13 protein-coding genes and 2 riboswitches are annotated in these 17,802 nt (G+C 67.4%); of the genes, 7 read left to right on the forward strand and 6 right to left on the reverse strand.

Annotated elements, in window-relative coordinates:
• Positions 1-2,289, reverse strand: a complete 2,289-nt coding sequence (locus SPI01S_RS02720; protein WP_245653475.1) for an LPS-assembly protein LptD — start codon at positions 2,287-2,289, stop codon at positions 1-3.
• Between the two features lie 138 nt (positions 2,290-2,427).
• Between SPI01S_RS02720 and SPI01S_RS02725 the strand changes: the two genes are divergently transcribed.
• Positions 2,428-2,868 carry a DNA polymerase III subunit chi gene (locus SPI01S_RS02725; protein ID WP_066717815.1) on the forward strand — a complete coding sequence of 147 codons (441 nt, stop codon included), beginning with the start codon at positions 2,428-2,430 and terminating at the stop codon, positions 2,866-2,868.
• A gap of 74 nt (positions 2,869-2,942) precedes the next feature.
• Complete coding sequence (gene ndk / locus SPI01S_RS02730) at positions 2,943-3,365, forward strand: nucleoside-diphosphate kinase (protein ID WP_066717818.1); 423 nt, start codon at positions 2,943-2,945, stop codon at positions 3,363-3,365.
• A gap of 110 nt (positions 3,366-3,475) precedes the next feature.
• On the opposite strand, the gene SPI01S_RS02735 is transcribed toward ndk, so the two are convergent.
• From SPI01S_RS02735 to SPI01S_RS02750, 4 genes are all read right to left on the reverse strand, one after another.
• Complete coding sequence (locus SPI01S_RS02735; protein ID WP_066717821.1) at positions 3,476-4,858, reverse strand: sensor histidine kinase; 1,383 nt, start codon at positions 4,856-4,858, stop codon at positions 3,476-3,478.
• Positions 4,855-5,574 (reverse strand): response regulator, encoded by a 720-nt coding sequence (locus SPI01S_RS02740; protein ID WP_066717823.1) that lies wholly within the window; start codon positions 5,572-5,574, stop codon positions 4,855-4,857. The genes SPI01S_RS02735 and SPI01S_RS02740 overlap by 4 nt, the downstream gene beginning before the upstream one ends.
• A gap of 160 nt (positions 5,575-5,734) precedes the next feature.
• Complete coding sequence (locus SPI01S_RS02745; protein ID WP_066717825.1) at positions 5,735-6,232, reverse strand: EF-hand domain-containing protein; 498 nt, start codon at positions 6,230-6,232, stop codon at positions 5,735-5,737.
• A 119-nt stretch (positions 6,233-6,351) separates the two neighbouring features.
• Positions 6,352-7,566 (reverse strand): MFS transporter, encoded by a 1,215-nt coding sequence (locus tag SPI01S_RS02750; protein WP_174539064.1) that lies wholly within the window; start codon positions 7,564-7,566, stop codon positions 6,352-6,354.
• A 288-nt stretch (positions 7,567-7,854) separates the two neighbouring features.
• Here SPI01S_RS02750 and SPI01S_RS02755 point away from each other — a divergent pair, with 288 nt between their 5' ends.
• A complete protein-coding gene (locus SPI01S_RS02755) occupies positions 7,855-10,587 on the forward strand; it encodes a TonB-dependent receptor (protein WP_066717829.1) in 2,733 nt (910 codons plus the stop codon).
• Between the two features lie 113 nt (positions 10,588-10,700).
• Here SPI01S_RS02755 and SPI01S_RS02760 read toward each other — a convergent pair whose 3' ends face one another.
• Entirely contained in the window at positions 10,701-12,566 is a 1,866-nt protein-coding gene (locus SPI01S_RS02760) for a sensor domain-containing phosphodiesterase (protein WP_245653446.1), read from the reverse strand.
• A 167-nt stretch (positions 12,567-12,733) separates the two neighbouring features.
• On the opposite strand from SPI01S_RS02760, the gene SPI01S_RS02765 reads away from it, so the two are divergent.
• The 4 genes from SPI01S_RS02765 to cobW all read left to right on the forward strand — a co-directional run bounded on the left by SPI01S_RS02765 (position 12,734) and on the right by cobW (position 17,798).
• Entirely contained in the window at positions 12,734-13,492 is a 759-nt protein-coding gene (locus SPI01S_RS02765; RefSeq protein WP_169804445.1) for an acid phosphatase, read from the forward strand.
• A 79-nt stretch (positions 13,493-13,571) separates the two neighbouring features.
• Positions 13,572-14,879, forward strand: a complete 1,308-nt coding sequence (locus SPI01S_RS02770; protein WP_066717835.1) for a DUF5690 family protein — start codon at positions 13,572-13,574, stop codon at positions 14,877-14,879.
• Between the two features lie 35 nt (positions 14,880-14,914).
• A riboswitch (cobalamin riboswitch) is annotated at positions 14,915-15,135 on the forward strand.
• Between the two features lie 177 nt (positions 15,136-15,312).
• Positions 15,313-16,335, forward strand: coding sequence for a HoxN/HupN/NixA family nickel/cobalt transporter (locus SPI01S_RS02775; protein ID WP_245653447.1), 1,023 nt, complete (start codon positions 15,313-15,315; stop codon positions 16,333-16,335).
• Positions 16,336-16,360: 25 nt separating this feature from the next.
• Positions 16,361-16,577: riboswitch (cobalamin riboswitch) on the forward strand.
• A 183-nt stretch (positions 16,578-16,760) separates the two neighbouring features.
• Positions 16,761-17,798 (forward strand): cobalamin biosynthesis protein CobW, encoded by a 1,038-nt coding sequence (gene cobW, locus SPI01S_RS02780; protein WP_066717838.1) that lies wholly within the window; start codon positions 16,761-16,763, stop codon positions 17,796-17,798.
• Positions 17,799-17,802 lie beyond the last annotated feature (4 nt).

The following is a 17,802-nucleotide window of genomic DNA, read 5'->3' on the forward strand; positions in this document are numbered from 1 at the left end:
CTAGCGCCCGAGGTTCTTGAAGGCGAGGGTCAGCAAATACGAGTTGCCGCGCTGCGCGTCGCCGGTGGTGGCATAGTCACGCCGCCAGGTCGTGCCGATGCGCAGGCAATCGTCTTCGTAGAACAGGCCGATGCGGTGCCGGATCGGCTGGAAGCCGTTGGACAGCGAAAGGGGATCTTCCTGCTTGTCGGTCAGGTCGATCAGGGTCGAACCCGACAGCGACCAGAAACGCGCGAACTGCACGCGGGCGCCGAGGCGGAGTTCCTCGCGGTCCTGCAGGTCCTCCAGCGTCGGATCGACATTGCGGTTGAGCCGCAGATAGCCAACCGTGACATAGGTCGCGCGTGAGCCGAGCGACATGTCGATCTCGTTGCGGCGCACCGCCAGCCCGGTCTTGTCGAGCCGGTACCGGTGGGTCAGGCTGAGGAAATCGTGGAAGCGGATCACGGTCCGCCCGACGATGTCCGACATGCTATCGGTGAGCCCGGTGCCGTTGGGGAAAAGCGAGGGCCGGTTGGTCAGGCGGTAGCTCTGGCCGACATTGGCCTCGACGCTGAAGCCCGGCAGGTAGAGCGCATAATCCAGCCCGTAGGTGAAGCGGGTCGAATCCTCGAAGCGATCATAGCCGGCGAAGCGGTTGAGCGCGAAGAGGTTGGAATCTTCAAGGTCGACGGCGCGGGCGTCCTCGTTGGGCACGTCGATGTTCGCCAGATGGGGCGCCGCGACGACCTGGACCCGCGGGGTGATGCGTTGCGTTCCGCCCAGGAAGTCGCCGACAAAGGGCCACTTCACATCGAGCGCGCCGGCGGCGATGCCGCGAAACCGGAAGCCGTTCTCGCCGCGATAGCTCGCCACCGTCGTCGCGAGGGCGTCCGACGTGTTGTAGACGTCGCCGCGGGTATAGGCGGTGAGGCTGACTTCCTGGCCCCAGTTCGTCAGGCGCCGGATGCTCCACTGCGCGCTGGTGAAGGCGCGCTGGGTATCCTGGCCGCCGGTCCGGGTGAGCGCCAGCGTGTTGACCTGGAAGTCGAACTTGCCGCCGAGCAGCCCGTCGTCGAGCCGGCGGCGATAGTCGATCTCCGGCAGCGCCACCGGTTGCAGCCCCTGGCGATCGCCGACCCGCAGGGTCTGCACGGCCCAGGCGTTGATCACGAAATAGCTGTCGGCGTCGATCCGCTCGATCGCGACGTTGTTGCGCAGCCGGTCGTCGCGCGAGATGTCGTAGCGGCGCAGGAAGGTGCGGTCGCTCGCCACGCGCAGCGAGGCGCGCACGTCCCAGCTGGGGGTCAGCTGGTATCGCCCGATCAGGTCGAGATAGCCGCGGAAGTCGTTGCGCAGCGTGGCCGGTGTCGGCGCGACGGTCAGGTCGTCCGAACGGCGGCTGTACGTGCCATAGGCCTGCACCCGGAACGAACCCAGGCTGTTCAGCTCGCGATAGTCGGCCTGCAGCATCGGCAGCGCGCCCGTAAACACGCGCGGAGTGACGGTCAGGTCGCGATTGGGGGCGATGCTGAAGAAATAGGGCAGGGCGACCTGGAAGCCGTTGGTGCGGCTGTAGCGGGCATCCGGCGTCAGGAGGCCGGAATCGCTCTGGCCACCGGCCGGGTGCGAGAAGGCCGGCAGCGGGATCGTCGCGAACCCGAACACGGAGATGCGCGCGCCCTTGTAGCGCAGGCGGTGCTTGGCCGGATCATAGACGACGCGGTCGGCGGTGATCTTCCAGGAAGGCTCCTTCGGGCAGCCCGAGCTGTCGGTCACCGAACAAGGGGTATAGGCGGCATTCTCGACCGTGATCACGCCGCCGTCACTGCGCGAGCCACGTTGCGCGGCGATACGGCCGCCGGCCTCGAGCACCACCAGCATGTTGTCGACCACGCCGTCCTTCAGCGTGTCGGTAAGCTCGATGCTGTCGCCATAGGCCGCGTCGCCCTGCGGGTTGGCGACGACGATGTTGCCGGTCGCCATCACCTTGCCGGTACGACGGTCCCAGGTGACCTTGTCCGCACGGAGGCGATTGCTCTCGCGGTAGAGGCGGACGTCGCCGCTCGCGGTCACGACATCGCTGTTCATGTCGTAATCGAGCTGATCGGCGGTGAACTGCACCTGATTGGGATCGTCGGACAAGCCGCCCGGCGGGGGCGGGGCGGGCTCGGCAGGCCGATCCTGCAAATTGGCGGCCGGCACCGAAGCACCGGCGGCCTGATCGGCGGGCAGGGGGCGCGAATCGGGCGCCTGCTGGGCACGCGCCTGGGCTGACAGGCACAGACCGAGCGCGGCCGGAAAGAACATGGCCTTGCGCTTCACGAAAACTCCCACCTTTATCGTCACTCCCCGGCAACGGGCATCCTCGTGCCCTATCGCAGCGATTGCGCCACCGCAACGGCAGCCGCGTTGGCCCCAACGCACATCCGGGCTAAGGAGCCCCGCATGCAGGTTGATTTCTATCATCTCACGCTAGCGCCGATCGATCGCGTGTTGCCCTCGATTGCCGAACGCGTGCTGGGTAGCGGCGGACGGCTGCTGATCGTGGCCGGGGATCCGGCGCTGCGCACCCGGATCGACCAGCTGTTATGGAGCTATAACGCCGCGAGCTTCCTCCCCCATGGCCAGGCGGGCGAGGACTGGGATGCCGAGCAACCCGCGCTGATTGCCGACACTGTGGCACCTGCCAACGGTGCACGCAACGTGGCGCTCGTCGACGGCATGTGGCGCGACGAGGCGCTCGCTTTCGAACGCGCCTTCCACCTCTTCGACGAGGAAAGCATCGGCGCCGCGCGGGTCGCATGGCGTGCGCTGGGGGAGCGCGAAGGCGTCGAGCGGCGCTATTGGCGCCAGGACGAGAATGGCCGCTGGGCGCAAGTCGCCTGAGCTTGCATTGAAGACGTTGCGGGACTAGGGAGCCGCGACTTCCTTTCATCACCAACTACAGGAGCCGCACGGCCATGGCCGCGACCCGGACCTTTTCGATCATCAAGCCCGATGCCACCCGCCGCAACCTGACCGGCGCCGTCACCAAGATGCTGGAAGAGGCCGGTCTCCGCGTCGTCGCTTCCAAGCGCATCCAGATGACCCGCGAGCAGGCCGAAGGCTTTTACGGCGTCCACAAGGAGCGCCCCTTCTTCAACGACCTCGTCTCGTTCATGATCTCGGGTCCGGTCGTGGTGCAGGTGCTCGAGGGCGAGGACGCCGTGCAGCGCAACCGCGACATCATGGGCGCGACCAACCCGGCGAACGCCGAGCCGGGCACGATCCGCAAGGAACTGGCCGAGTCGATCGAAGCCAATTCGGTTCACGGTTCGGACTCGGAAGAGAATGCCGCGACCGAGATCGCCTTCTTCTTCAAGCCGGAAGAAATCGTCGGCTGAACCGCCGACGATTTTCGGAAACAAGTGGGCTGCGCTTCTCTAGGGAAGCGCGGCCTTTTTGTTGCCGTTCCAGGCCACCCCTGAGCCTTTCTCAGGGTAGAAAGGGGCACTCACCGCGGCAGCGTGATCGTCGCGATCAGCCCGCCGCCGTCGCGGTTCACCAGCGCGATCGTCCCGCCCGCATCGTTGACGATCGCTCGCGCCAGCGCCAACCCCAGCCCGATCCCGCCGGTATCGCGATTGCGCGATTGTTCCAGCCGCGTGAAGGGATTGAACACCGCCTCGAGCTTGTCTGGCGGGATGCCGGGGCCGCGATCGCATACCTCGATCGTCACCCGTTCGCCGGCCGGGATCAGCCGCACTTCCGCGCCGCCGCCATATTTGACGGCATTCTCGATCAGGTTGCGCACGGCGCGGCGCATCAGCGTCGGTCGCAGCCGCATCTTGAGCCGCTCGGGCTCTTCGAAGGTCACGTCGTGATCCAGATCACGAAAATCCTCGACCACGGCATCGACCAGTGCGCCCAGGTCGACATCGGTATTCGGCTCGCTCGGGCGGCCGAGCCGCGCCAGCGAGAGGATGTCGTCAAGCGTGCGACTCATCTCGTCGACGGTGTCCACCATCCGTGCACGATCGTCTTCGTCCTCGACGGACTCGATCCGCACCCGCAGCGCCTGAAGCGGCGTGCGCAGATCATGGCCGATCGCGCCGAGCATCCGGTCCTTCTCGTCCAGCATCGACGTGACCCGGCGGCTGAGGGCATTGTAGGCGGCGATCAGCGCGCGCACGTCGCTGGGCCCCCGCTCGCGGATGGGGGCCGTGTCGTCACCGGGGCGGAAGGTGCGGGCGGCATCGGTCAGCGTCCGCAGCGGCCGCGCGATCCGCCCGCCGACCAGCAGCACGGGCACCAGCACGACGACGTAGAGGATCAGCGTCTGGGCGGCGAGCTGCCAGATCAGGTCCAGATCCGTGCGCGGCCAGGGCGTGGCGAGCGTGAGCCAGCCCTTGCCGGGCAGTTCGACCGCCACCAGCATCTCCGCGCCCATGCGCCGCAGCCGCTCGGCGCGAAGCGGGTCCAGCTTGGGGTCGAGCAGCCGCTTGGGATTGACCGGGCGCAGCGCTGCCATGATGGCGCCCGCGCGCAGCCCCGCATCCTCCAGCCCGCGCCGCAGATCGCGCTCGACATCGGGGCGGCGATGCTCGGTTTCGCCGGCAAAGGGATTTTCCGCATGCAGCCGTACATGCGTGCGGGGATCGGAAAGGAACCGGTTCTTCGCCGCGCCGGGCTGCAGCGGCGCTTCCCGCTGCAGCGCGAGCAACCGTTCGGCCGCATCGGCCAGGCGGGTGGTCGCAGGCACGATCACCAGTGCGAAGCGGGCCTTTTGCCGCTCATGCAGGAGCAGCCCGAAGTTGATCGCCTGCGCCACGAACAACGCGGCAGCCACCAGCAGGGCAATGCGCGCGATCAGGCTGGTGGGGAGGAACCGCCTCAAAGCCGGGTAACCTCGGCGGCAAGCGTATAGCCGCCGCCCCACACCGTCTTGATGATCGAGGGGTTCTTCGGATCCGGTTCGATCTTCTTGCGCAACCGGCTGACCTGGTTGTCGATCGCACGGTCGAACGCCGCCGCCTCGCGGCCCTGGGTGAGATCGAGCAGCTGGTCGCGGGTGAGCACCTGGCGGGGCCGGGTGACCAGCGCATGCAACAGATTATACTCGCCGGTCGAGAGCGGCACCGACACGCCCTCGCGGTCCACCAGCGTGCGTTCGCCGGTGCGCAGCACCCAGCCGGCAAAGGCGAAGGAACCGGTTTCCGGCCCATGCTGCTTGGCGCCGCCTGCCGACCAGCGCCGCAGCACCACCTTGATCCGTGCAGCGAGTTCGCGCGGGCTGAACGGCTTTACGACATAATCGTCCGCGCCCATCTCCAGCCCCACGATACGGTCGGTTTCCTCGCTACGCGCGGTGAGCAGGATGACCGGCGTCTCGCTGGTTTCGCGGATATGGCGGCACAGGCTCAGGCCGTCCTCGCCCGGCATCATGATGTCGAGCACCACCAGATCGATCGCATAGGCGTTGAGCCGAGCCCGCGCGCTCTCGGCATCGCCCGCCTGGGTGACGCGGAAGCCCTGCTTCGTCAGATATTGCGCGAGCGGCTCGCGGATCGAACGCTCGTCGTCGACGAGCAGCAGGTGCGGGATTTCGGACATGGTCGACAACGTAGCGCCTTTGCCAGCGGGGAAAAGAGCCGGGCGGGAGGGAGGAGATCCGCAAGCGATCGCGGGTAAGCGACAGGGGAGGCGCTAGCGATCCCGACGGGGACGGGATCGGCGATGCCCGCGGCCTCCCGCCCGGCTGCTCCGGCTGGCGTCAGTTGCCGCCGGCCGGAGGAGGGGGAGGCGGGGGCATGTCCCCCGACGGCGGACCCTGGCGGCCGCGCCAGCCGCCGCCACGCATCCGCATCATGCGATCCGCCGCGGCCTTGCGCTCGCCGGTGTCGATCTTGCCGTCATGGTTGGTGTCGACCATGTCGAACATGCGGGTAGCGCGGGCCTGCTCGTCCGCAAGCGTCAGTTCACGCTTCGGCGCCATGCGGGCGCCCATGCCGGTACGCTGCTGCGCGCCAAAGGCTTCGCGCTCCTCGGGCGTCACCTTGCCATCGTGATTGGCATCCATCGCGGCGAACCGCTTCGCGATCCCCGCGAGCATCTCGTCGCGGGTAACGACACCGTCCTTGTTCTGGTCCGCCATGGCGAGCGGATCGCGCCGGTGGCCGCGCGGACCGTCCTGCGGCTCGGCCTGGGCAGCGAATGCAGAACCCGCGAGCAGCGAGGCTCCGAGCGCGGCGATGGTGAGACGTTTCAGCATCGGAAACTCCTGAAAGAGGGGCGCCAGGAAGCGGGCCGGCCCCGCGGCACGTCCTTCGTTTCGCGGATGCGTGTCGCACCCGTTTGTCACACCGGCGCCAAAGTGTCGCAAATTGTCGCCTAGGGCGTGCGCGCCGCCTGGACGCGCGGCACGACTTTCCACTCGATCAGCAGCAGCGCGCCGAACGCGAGCAGCGCGGCGACGGCGAAGTTGCCGCCCTGGAAGCCGCGTTCCGCACCGAACGCGAGTGCCTGGCTGAGGACCAGCGGTCCCACGATCAGCGCGACGCTGCCCAGCGCCGCCATGCCGCCCTGCAGCGCACCCTGGCGGGACGGATCGGTCATGCGGGAAAGCAGGGCGTTGACCGACGGGAACGCCAGGCCCTGGAAGGCGCCGAACGGGATGATCGCGAACACCATCCAGGTGTCGCGCGCGAAGCAATAGCCGAGAAAGGCAAGGCCGCCGGCCAGCATGCCCAGCACCACGGTCCGCTCCTCGCCCCACGCGGCGATCGCGCGGCCCGTTACGAAGCTCTGCACGAGCGCCATGCAGATGCCCGATGCGGCGAGCGACATCCCGATCATCCGTTCGTCCCAGCCGAGCGCGATCTCGCCGTAGAACGCCCAGGTCGCGGGATAGACCATATGGGCAAGCTGCCACAGGAACGCCGCAAGCAGCAGCGGCTTCGCCTTGCCGGCCGCAAACAGCGGCCCGAAGGCGGCGAGAACATGGGCGTCGCGCAGGCGGAAGGGGCGACGTCGCTCCGGCACCATGGTTTCGGGAAGCAGGAACAGGATCCACAGCGCGTTCAATCCTGCAAGCGCCGCGGCGGCGATGAACGGTGCGCGCGGGCCGAAGCCGGCAAGGAGGCCGCCGATGGCGGGCCCAAGGATGAAGCCGATACCGAACGCCGCGCCCATCAGCCCGAAGGTTGCGCCGCGCTTCTCCGCCGGCGTCACGTCCGCCAGCACGGCGTTGGCCGGGCCATACACCGCCCCCGCGATCCCTGCGACGACCCGCCCCAGAAAGAGCCAGCCGATCGTCGGCGCGGCAGCCATCAGGAGATAGTCGATCGCGAACGCTGCCATCGAGAACAGCAGCACCGGCCGTCGACCGATGCTGTCGCCGAGCGAGCCCAGGATCGGTCCGGCAAGGAACTGCGCGACGGCGAATGCAACGAGCATGTATCCGCCGATCCGCGCAGCATCGTCCAGGCTGGCATGCGACAGTGCGACGATCAGCCGGGGCAAGACCGGCAGGATGACGCCGAAGCCGATCGAGTCGATCAGTACGGCCGCCAGCACGATCGGCACGGCGCGGTGGTGAAATGTCATGCATGACCTCCCCAGAACACCGGTCTTGTACAGCAGGCAGCGCGCTGGAGCCACTGTCCACCCGATTTGCGAAGGCGCCAACGGTCAACCCTTTACCTGCCCCGCCTGTGACGCGCCGTTTGCGAAGCGCCGATCCGGTTCGGCAACACTGTGCCTTTCCTGCAACGATGGAATTCAAGTGGCATTTTGCAACTTTAGTTTTGCTTGACGACGCTGACGCGAAGGCGTGTATTCGAGGTTCGGGTATGGAGCGGAAACACAGCTCCAACCTCGGTGGAGAGGATAGATATGCGGCTACGCCTTATGTCGGCCTGTGCAGTGCCGGCACTCGTGATGGCGCTTGCAGCGCCCGCGCACGCTCAGGAAACCCCTCAGGATCAACAGGACACCTCGACGCCGTCGATGCAGTCCGATAACGAGATCATCGTCACTGCGCAGGGCCGCGCCCAGGCGCTGGCGGATGTCCCGCTGGCAGTGTCCGCCATAAGCTCCGACACGCTGCAGCAGACGGGCGCGAACGACATTCGCGCGCTCAACCAGGTGGCACCGTCGCTGCTGGTCTCCTCGACGGGCAGCGAGGCTAATGGCTCGGCCCGTATTCGTGGTATCGGTACGGTCGGCGACAATCCGGGTCTGGAAAGCTCGGTGGCCGTGTTCATCGACGGCGTCTACCGCTCGCGCTCGGGCATTGGGCTCAGCGAACTGGGCGATCTCGAGCGGATCGAGGTGCTGCGCGGCCCGCAGGGGACGCTGTTCGGCCGCAATGCCTCCGCCGGCCTCATCAACATCGTCTCGAAGATGCCGCAGTCGACCTTCTCGGCGGGCGCGGAGGCGACCTACGGCAATTACGATACGATCCGCCTGCAGGGCTTCGTCAACGTGCCGCTCAGCACGAGCGTTTCGGGCCGGTTGGACGGCGTCTACATGAAGCGCGACGGCTTCTACCGCGACGTCACCAACAATCGCGACGTCAACAATCGCGACCGCTATTTCCTGCGCGGTCAGCTGCTTTTCGAACCGACGAGCGACCTGCGCATCCGGGTGATCGGCGACTATACGCATCGCAACGAGGAATGCTGCGGCGCCACCTATGTCGACTCGTCGATCAACCCCTATATCGGCAATCTGAACAGCCCGACCTCCAACAACATCGTCCGCGTGCTGCGCGATCTCGGCCAGCCGATGGCGGCGTTCAGCAATCCGTACAGCCGCAATCTCTATGTCTCTTCGGGGCGCAGCTATGGCGGCATCACCGAGGATTGGGGCGGCTCGGTCCAGCTCGACTGGAGCCTGGGCAATGTGAAGCTCACCTCGATCACCGGCTATCGCAACTATTTCTCCAGCCAGGGCGCGGATACCGACTATAGCGCGGTAGACTTGCTCTATCGCGCCCCCAACGCCAATTCCTCGCGCGCGTTCGAGACGTTCAGCCAGGAGCTGCGCCTGAACGGCACTGCCTTCGGCGAGAAGCTCGACTGGCTGGTCGGCGGCTATTATGCCAATGAAGACCTGACGTTGGTCGACAACCTTCGCTTCGGTACGCAATATGGCCGCTTCGCCACCTGCCGCATCGTCTCGGGCAGCGCGCTGTCGGCGCTGTACAATCCGGCTGCTGCCGGCTGTCTTGCAGCACGCCCGGCGCTGTTCGGCGCCGCGTCGTCGTCAATCTACGCCGCGTTCGACCGGCTGGACGGCATCAACGACCGCGGAACCACGCGCGACCTGTTCAAGCAGAACAGCCGCAACTGGGCGCTGTTCACCCACAATATCTTCCATGTCGCCAAGGGCTTGGATCTGACCGTCGGCCTGCGCTACACCAATGAGCGCAAGCGCCTGAACGCAACGTTCGGCAACGACAACACCGCCTGCGTCGCAAACCAGAGCGCGCTGCTGCCGCTGCGGTCGGTGGCATCGCTCACTGCCACGATCGACGGCATTCTGGGCCTGTCCTGCCAGGGGAATTCGACGGCCGAGCTCAACGGCGCATCGATCCGCGACACCCGCAAGGAAGACCAGTTCACCGGCACCGCGATCCTTTCGTACAAGCCGACCGACGACGTGTTGGTCTATGGCAGCTATTCGCGCGGCTACAAGGCAGGGGGCTTCAACCTCGACAAGTCTGCCCTCAAGGTGCCGATCCTGCCCTTCGCATCGGTCGGTGGTGCACAGGCGCTGGTCAGCAACCTGCAGTTCGCGCCGGAGACGAACAATGCGTTCGAGATCGGCCTGAAATACTCGACCCGCAAGTTCAGCCTGAACTTCTCGGCGTTCCGCCAGCAGTTCAAGAACTTCCAGCTCAACACGTTCAACGGCACCGTTTTCCTGGTGCAGAACATCAACGGCTGCACCGCGAACCTGAACGGCGGCGATCGCGACCAGAGCAAGTTCAGCACGGCCACCAACTTCAACGCCGCGGCCTCGGCGACCGGCGTCTGTTCCTCGTCCAACGTCGGCTATGGCGTCGTGTCGCAGGGCGTCGAACTGGAAGCCTCGCTGGTCCCCGTCCGCGACTTCCGGGTGGGCCTGGGCCTGACCTATGCCGATACCCATTATCGCAACCAGCTGGTCGGCAGCGACAGCGGCGCACCGCTCGATCAGGCGCTGCGGCTGCTCCCTGGCAAACAGCTCTCCAACGCGCCGGAGATCGTCACCACGGCGTCGGTCGCCTGGACGCCGAAGCTCGGCAATTCGGGCCTCAGCGGTCTCATCTATTTCGACGCGCGCATGACCGGCGACTATAATACGGGATCGGACCTGTTCCCGCAGAAGATCCAGGACGGCTATACGCTGGTCAACGGCCGCATCGGCATCCGTGGGAAGGACGAGCGCTGGGCAATCGAGTTCTGGGGGCAGAACCTGCTGAACCAGAACTACACGCAGGTGGTGTTCAACTCGCCCTTCCAGGAAGGCGCCGCCAGCGCGCCGTTCACCGATCCCAACTATCCCGGCGGCCGCCAGATCTTCTCGGCCTATCTGGCCGAGCCGCGCACCTACGGCATCACGCTGCGCACGCGCTTCTGACTTTCCTGGGGAGGAAAGCACTGGGCCGGGGGAGCGATCCTCCGGCCCCTTTTCCTTGCACCGGGTGACGTGCGCAGGTCGGTCGGGTCAGGCGTCCTCCGCGCGCTGCTCCGTCAGTGGAGCAGGGCCGCGTCCGAAGCGCCGCCGCTTGCCGCCGCCCGCGTCTGAAGCAGTGGTGCCTTCGCCGCGCGCAGGATCTCGGTCGCGCGGTCCGCGCTTACCGCCGGGGAGAACAGATGTCCCTGGCCAAAGGCGCAACCGATGCTGCGGAGCCGTTCGGCCTGGAGTTCGGTTTCCACGCCCTCTGCGATCACCCGCATGTCGAGTTCCTGCGCGATGTGCAGCACGCCTTCGACAATGGCGCGGCTGGCGCTGTTCTGCAGCAATTCGTCGGTGAAGCTCTTGTCGATCTTGATGAAGTCGACAGGCATGGTGAGCAGGTGGGTCAGCGAGGCATAGCCGGTGCCGAAATCGTCCAGCGCCACCAGCAGGCCCTGCGCCCGGAACCAGCGGAGCGTGTCGGCGACGACCGTGTCCCCCTGGCCGAGATAGACGGTCTCGGTAATCTCCAGCGTCAGATGGTGCAGGGGAACGCCGTATCGCCCGAACGTCTCCGGGATCATCTCGCGAAGCCGTGCGCCATGAAAGTCGCTCGACGAGAAGTTCATGCCGACATGCGGCGGCGCGATGCCGAGGTCGCACCAGCGGCGAAGATCGGCGGCAACGCGGTCGAGCATCCGGGCGGTGATCGCGCCGGCGACCTTTCCGTCGGTCGTCGCCTCGAAGAATTCGGCGGCGGAGACGATCCGGTCCGCGGTCCGCATGCGGCATAGTGCCTCGAAACCGAGGATTTCGCCCGTCTTCAGGTCGAACAGCGGCTGGTAATGGGGGAGCAGCCGATCCTCGGCGAGCGCGCGCTCCACCGCGTGGATGGCGTCCAGCCGGCGGGCCATGCGGGTCGCGATACCGGGGACGTAGCGGACATAGCTGCCGCGCGCGGTCTCCTTGGCGTGATAGAGCGCGAGATCCGCATTGAGGCGGACCTGCTCCGCCGTTTCGCCTTCGCCTATCAGCGCGCCGCCGGCGGTGGCGCGGGGAACCACGTTGCGTTCACCGTCTTCCATCGGCTGCGCAAGCGCATCGAGCAGCCTGCGCGCGGTTTCGGCGGGATCGGCAAGGGCCGCGGGGCTTTGCAGCAGCACCGCGAACTCGTCGCCACCGAGGCGATAGGCGCGATCGGGCGCCGCCGCATCGGCCAGGCGGCGCGCCGCCTGGATGATCAGCCCGTCGCCGGCGACATGCCCGAAGGTGTCGTTGACGATCTTGAGATTGTCGAGGTCGAGGAGGATCAGCCCCCAGGCCCCCGGCTCGGCGCAGTCGAGATCGCCGAGCGAGGTGGTGAAGGCGGAGCGGTTGGGAAGGCCGGTGAGGCCGTCGAGCTGCGCACGCCGCACCTGCTGGGCACGCCAGATGTCCTGCTCGATCGCGATGGCGCAGAGATGGATGCAAACCTGAACGATCCGCTTCTCCTGCGGCGTCGGCCCCCGCGGGACGCGATAGTAGAAGGCGACCACCCCCGTCACGTCGCCGCGGCCGTTCTTGATCGGGTTCGACCAGCAGCCGCGCATCTCGAGAGGCCGGGTCAGGTCGAGGAACTTGGTCCAGTTGGGGTCGGTCTCGATGTCCGTGCTGACATAGGGCTGGCCGAGATAGGCCGCGGCACCGCAGGAGCCGACTTTGGGGCCGATCATCAGCCCGTCGATGGACTGCAGATAATATTCGGGCAGGCTGGGCCCGGCGACCGGATGCAGACGCCCTGCGACATCCACCCGCAACACCGTGCAGCGCACGTCGGGCAGCCGCAGCTCGACTTCGCGACAGAGCCTGTCGGTTGCCGATGCAAGGTCAACGCCTTTGGCGACCAGCTCCAAGATGTTGTTCTGAAGCGAGATGTCCACGCCGGTCGTTACCTTCTGCAACTCGGTGCACCCTGCTCTGCGGGGGCTTGCCCGCTGGATAACAAGCATGCCTGTATAAATACGTAGAAATGTAAAGATGCGCGGTTAGGAGGCGCCATGTTCACGATCCTCAACCTCCGGGGCGCTTGCACGCGCCCACGCTCCGCCGGCCGTGCATGGAGGGTCGCATGATCCGCGCGGGCATGGCAGCCGTGCTGTCGCTGGTCCTGGCGGCGACACAGGCCGGCGACACCCACCCGTACCTGACCGCCGATCAGTATCCCGACGGAATGGCAATCCTGCCGCCCCCGCCCGCGGCGGGAAGTGCCGCGGCGCAGCTGGACATGGCCGTGTTCCGCGCGACACGAAAGCTCCAGGGGAGCGCCCGCTGGCGGATCGCCGCCGACGACGTCACCAACGATCCGCTCGGCCGGAACGCCTGCGCCATGCAGATCGTGCTCGATGCGGCGCGCGCGCCGGTGCTGACGCAGTTGCTGGCGCGCGTCGGGACGGGCCCGGTGGTGGGGAAGGTAAAGGCCGCGTACCAGGTGCCGCGCCCCTATCTGCGCGAAGAAGGCCCGATCTGCGAAGCGAAGACCGCGCACCTTGCCGGCAATGGCGATTACCCGTCCGGCCACACCGCCAATGGCTGGCTGGAAGCGCAGATCCTTGCGCAGGTGATGCCGGACAGGGCCTCCGCCATCCTGGCGCGCGGCCGCGCCTATGGCGAAAGCCGGGCCATCTGCGGGTCGCACAGCAAGAGCGCGGTGGAGGCCGGCTATCTGGCAGGCGCATCGGTTTTCGCGGTCCTCCAGACCTCGCTCGCCTACCAGCGCGATCTGGCAGCAGCCCGCCAGGAGGTTGCACGGCTTCGCGCCACGGCACCGCGGCCCGACGGGGCCGCCTGTGCCGCGGAAGCTGCGGCACTTCGGGTCCGCCCCTGGTGAGGGAGGCGCCGTTGACTGCGATGTCATGAAGCCGTCGCGCATGCAGGGCACAAGCGCGGCGATTTCTTGAGGAAGTGAGATGGACGGTGACGGCGCGCCTGCCCGGGCGCAAACCGCTTCGGGCTTGGCGCTGTTCCTGGGCGGCCTTGCGGCGTTCGGCGCCTATTTCGCCATGTACGCGTTCCGCAAGCCGTTCGCGGTGGGCACCTATGCGGATGTCGCCGGCTGGCATTTCGCCGTCGATTACAAGGCGGCGCTGCTGATTGCCCAGGTGATCGGCTACGCCCTGTCCAAATTGATCGGCGTACGCGTGATCTCCGAAACAGGCCGGCAGGGCCGCGCCCGCATGATCCTGGCGCTGATCGGCACGTCGTGGATCGCGCTGGTCCTTTTCGCGCTGATGCCGGCACCGTGGAACGTCGCCTGCCTGTTCCTCAACGGCCTGCCGCTGGGGCTGATCTGGGGCCTGGTCTTCAGCTATGTCGAGGGGCGGCGTGCGACCGAGCTGCTCGGCGCGATGCTGTGCGCCAGTTTCATCCTGTCGTCGGGCGTGGTGAAATCGGTGGCGATGCTGCTGATGGGAGCGGGCGTGGCCGAACGCTGGATGCCCGCCGCGACCGGGCTTGCCTTCGCCCCGCTGCTGTCGATCGCCTTGTGGCAGCTCGAGCGATTGCCGCCGCCCGATGCGCGGGACGAGGCGGAGCGCACGGTCCGCGTGCCGATGCATGCGGCCGAGCGGCGGGCCTTTCTGCGCGCCCATGGCTCGACGCTGGTGATGCTCGTATTCGGCTATGTCCTGCTCACGGCCTTGCGCGACCTGCGCGACAACTACGCGACCGAGCTCTGGACGTCGCTGGGCTATGGTGGCGAGGCGGCGGTGTTCTCCGCCAGCGAATTGCCGGTGGCGCTGCTGACGCTCGCTGCGCTGGCGCTGCTGATGCTCATCCGGGACAATCTCCGGGCGCTCCTGGCGATGCACGGGCTGATCCTGCTGGGTGCGGCGTGCCTGGGCGGATCGACGCTGGCCTTCCAGGCAGGCCTGCTGGCGCCGCTCCCTTGGATGATCGTGGCGGGCGCGGGGCTGTACCTGGCCTATACGCCGTTCAACGCGATGCTGTTCGATCGCATGATCGCGACGATCGGCACGGCCGCCAATGCCGGCTTCCTGATCTATATCGCCGATGCCTCGGGCTATGTCGGCAGCGTGGCGCTGCTCCTCGTCCACAGTCTCGGCGTGCCGGACGTGCGCTGGCTGACATTCTTCATCGCCTGCTGCTATGCGGCCGCGGTCGCGGTGGGGATGCTCACGCTACTTTCCGCGCTGCACTTCCTGCGGGCGGCGCCGAACGGTGGCCTGCCGCTGCGGCGGGCGGGACTTTCGCTCTAGGCCGTGGTTGATCCGATCCGGGTGTTGTCCTACCAAGGCAGGATGATCGCGCCGGTGCCCCGACGAGGGGCTTAATCGGGAATGCGGTGCGGGAGCCTGGGCTCCCAAATCCGCGGCTGTCCCTGCAACTGTGAGCGGATAGCGCGATGCACTGGCCTCCACCCGAGGGGCAGCCACTGGGCCGATCCGGCCTGGGAAGGCGTGCAGCGCGCCGTGACCCGCAAGCCAGGAGACCTGCCGGCGTCCGGTCGCTCTTGCCCTGGCCCAGGGGATGGCCGCGGCACGGTGTACTCCGTCTGAGCGACGCTTGAGCGGCGGGGGCCGTTCGTGGTCGCGTGGCCCGGTCGCTTGGGAAGCGTCCGGCCGGGGTGCACGACCGGCCGTTCGCGGTGGGCCCCGGCCAGGTCGCACGACGCCGCCGGAGTGCCCTCGCTTGTCTTTCCTTGCCCTGCGTGGCCGCGTGGCGCTGCTGTTCGCAGCCCTGGTCGCGGCCAATCTCGCCGCCTGGGGCTGGGCCTTCGCCCTGTTCCATGCCCAGCCCTTGATGCTCGGCACGGCATTGCTTGCCTGGGGGCTGGGCCTGCGCCACGCCGTCGACGCCGACCATATCGCCGCGATCGACAACGTTACCCGCAAGCTGATGAACGACGGGCAGCGCCCGATCGCGACGGGCCTGTGGTTCGCAATTGGCCATTCGGGGATCATCGCCATCGCCTCCACGGGCATCGCGCTCACCACCAGCGCGCTGGCGGGCATGGGCGCGTTCAGGGAGGTGGGCGGCGTGGTCGCCACCTGCGTATCCGCGCTGTTCCTGTTCGCGATCGCGGCGATGAACCTGATCATCCTGCGCTCGGTATGGAAGACGTTCCAGCATGTCCGTGCCGGTGGCGCCTATGCGGAGGACGATCTGAACCTGCTGACGGGCTCACGCGGGCCGCTGTCGAAGCTGTTCGGGCCGATGTTTCGGCTGGTCAGCAAGAGCTGGCACATGGCGCCGCTGGGTTTCCTGTTCGGCCTGGGCTTCGACACCGCGACCGAAGTCGCGATCCTGGGCATGTCGGCAGGACAGGCCGCGCACGGCGTCTCGCTCGGCACGCTGCTGGTGCTGCCGGCGCTGTTCGCCGCCGGCATGGCGCTGGTCGACACGCTCGACGGCGTGGTGATGCTGGGGGCCTATCAATGGGCATTCGTGAAGCCGATCCGCAAGCTTTACTACAACGTCACGATCACGCTCATCTCCGCGCTGGTCGCGATCGTGATCGGCGGCATCGAGACGCTGGCGCTGGTCGGCGACAAGATGGGCTGGACGAGCTGGCCGTTCGGGCTCGCGGTCGATCTGGGGGCGCATTTCAACGGGCTCGGCTTCGCGATCATCGGCCTGTTCGTCGGCTGCTGGCTGATCAGCTTCGCCATCTATCGCTGGCAGAGGCTGGACGAGATCGAGGTGCGCGTATAGAGCCGGGGGCGAAGGCCCGGCTTGGGCCCTCGAAGATCGCGCCGGTGCCCCGACGAGGGGCTTAATCGGGAATGCGGTGCGGGAGCCTTAGGCTGCCAAATCCGCGGCTGTCCCTGCAACTGTGAGCGGATAGCGCGATGCACTCGCCCCTCGGGGCTGCCACTGGGCCGATCCGGCCTGGGAAGGCGTGCAGCGCGCCGTGACCCGCAAGCCAGGAGACCTGCCGGCGCAACGGTCGCTCTTGCCTTGGTCCAGGGGATGGCCGCGGCACGGTCTTGCTTCCGTTCGAGCGACGAAGCTGTGCGGCTGGGGCTGCACGGTCGCGTGGTGAGGGGTGCCTTCGCGCCCGCCCGTCGTCGCGCGCCGGCCGGACGTTGTTCCGGGAAGCCCAGCCCGTTCGCTCCGGCGCGGGGGGAAGACTGTTCATGACCGACCTTGCCAAGGTTCCCGTCACCATCGTCACCGGCTTTCTGGGCGCCGGCAAGACCACGCTGATCCGCCACCTGATCCAGAATGCCGGCGGCCGTCGCCTGGCGGTGGTCGTCAACGAGTTCGGCACGCTGGGCGTCGACGGCGAGATCCTCAAATCCTGCGCGATCCCCGATTGCCCGGCGGAGAACATCGTCGAGCTGGCCAATGGCTGCATCTGCTGCACCGTCGCCGACGATTTCATCCCCACGGTCGAGCGCCTCCTCGCGCTCGAGCCGCGCCCCGACCATATCCTGATCGAGACCTCGGGCCTGGCACTGCCCAAGCCGCTGCTCAAGGCGTTCGACTGGCCCGCGATCCGCAGCCGCATCACTGTCGATGGCGTCCTGGCGCTCGCCGATGCCGAGGCGGTGGCCGAGGGCCGGTTCGCGCCCGACCTGGAAGCGCTGGAAGCCCAGCGTGCCGCCGATCCGGGCATCGACCACGAGACGCCGCTCGCCGAAGTCTTCGAGGACCAGCTCGCCTGCGCCGACATGGTGCTGCTCACCAAGGTGGACCTTGCCGGACCCGAGGGGGTCGCCGCCGCCCGGGCGGTGATCGCCGCCGAGGCCCCGCGGCCGGTGCCGGTGGTCGAGATCCGCGAAGGCGCGATCGACCCGCGCGTGATCCTGGGGCTGGGCGCCGCCGCAGAGGACGATCTCGCCGCGCGCCCCTCGCACCATGACGGCACCGACGATCACGAGCATGAGGATTTCGACAGCACCGTCGTGACCTTCGGCGAGATCGCCGATCCCGCCGATCTGGTCGCCCGGATCGAGCTGCTGGCGCGCGAGCACAAGGTGCTGCGGGTGAAGGGCTATGCGGCGGTGACCGGCAAGCCGATGCGGCTGCTGGTCCAGGCGGTCGGCGCGCGGGTGCGGCATCAATATGATCGGCCCTGGCGGCCGGGGGAGCCGCGCAGCACCGCGCTGGTCGCGATCGCCGAGCATGACGACGTCAGCCCCGAAGTCTTCCGCGCGGTGCTGGCCGGCTGAGGCA

Source organism: Sphingomonas pituitosa NBRC 102491 (genome assembly GCF_001598435.1).
GTDB lineage: Bacteria > Pseudomonadota > Alphaproteobacteria > Sphingomonadales > Sphingomonadaceae > Sphingomonas > Sphingomonas pituitosa.

Excerpts from the sequence above, each read along its gene's own strand:
- SPI01S_RS02720 (WP_245653475.1), bottom strand. The coding sequence starts at position 2,289 with ATGTTCTTTCCGGCCGCGCTCGGTCTGTGCCTGTCAGCCCAGGCGCGT.
- SPI01S_RS02725 (WP_066717815.1), top strand. The coding sequence starts at position 2,428 with ATGCAGGTTGATTTCTATCATCTCACGCTAGCGCCGATCGATCGCGTG.
- ndk (WP_066717818.1), top strand. The coding sequence starts at position 2,943 with ATGGCCGCGACCCGGACCTTTTCGATCATCAAGCCCGATGCCACCCGC.
- SPI01S_RS02740 (WP_066717823.1), bottom strand. The coding sequence starts at position 5,574 with ATGTCCGAAATCCCGCACCTGCTGCTCGTCGACGACGAGCGTTCGATC.
- SPI01S_RS02745 (WP_066717825.1), bottom strand. The coding sequence starts at position 6,232 with ATGCTGAAACGTCTCACCATCGCCGCGCTCGGAGCCTCGCTGCTCGCG.
- SPI01S_RS02750 (WP_174539064.1), bottom strand. The coding sequence starts at position 7,566 with ATGACATTTCACCACCGCGCCGTGCCGATCGTGCTGGCGGCCGTACTG.
- SPI01S_RS02755 (WP_066717829.1), top strand. The coding sequence starts at position 7,855 with ATGCGGCTACGCCTTATGTCGGCCTGTGCAGTGCCGGCACTCGTGATG.
- SPI01S_RS02765 (WP_169804445.1), top strand. The coding sequence starts at position 12,734 with ATGATCCGCGCGGGCATGGCAGCCGTGCTGTCGCTGGTCCTGGCGGCG.
- SPI01S_RS02770 (WP_066717835.1), top strand. The coding sequence starts at position 13,572 with ATGGACGGTGACGGCGCGCCTGCCCGGGCGCAAACCGCTTCGGGCTTG.
- cobW (WP_066717838.1), top strand. The coding sequence starts at position 16,761 with ATGACCGACCTTGCCAAGGTTCCCGTCACCATCGTCACCGGCTTTCTG.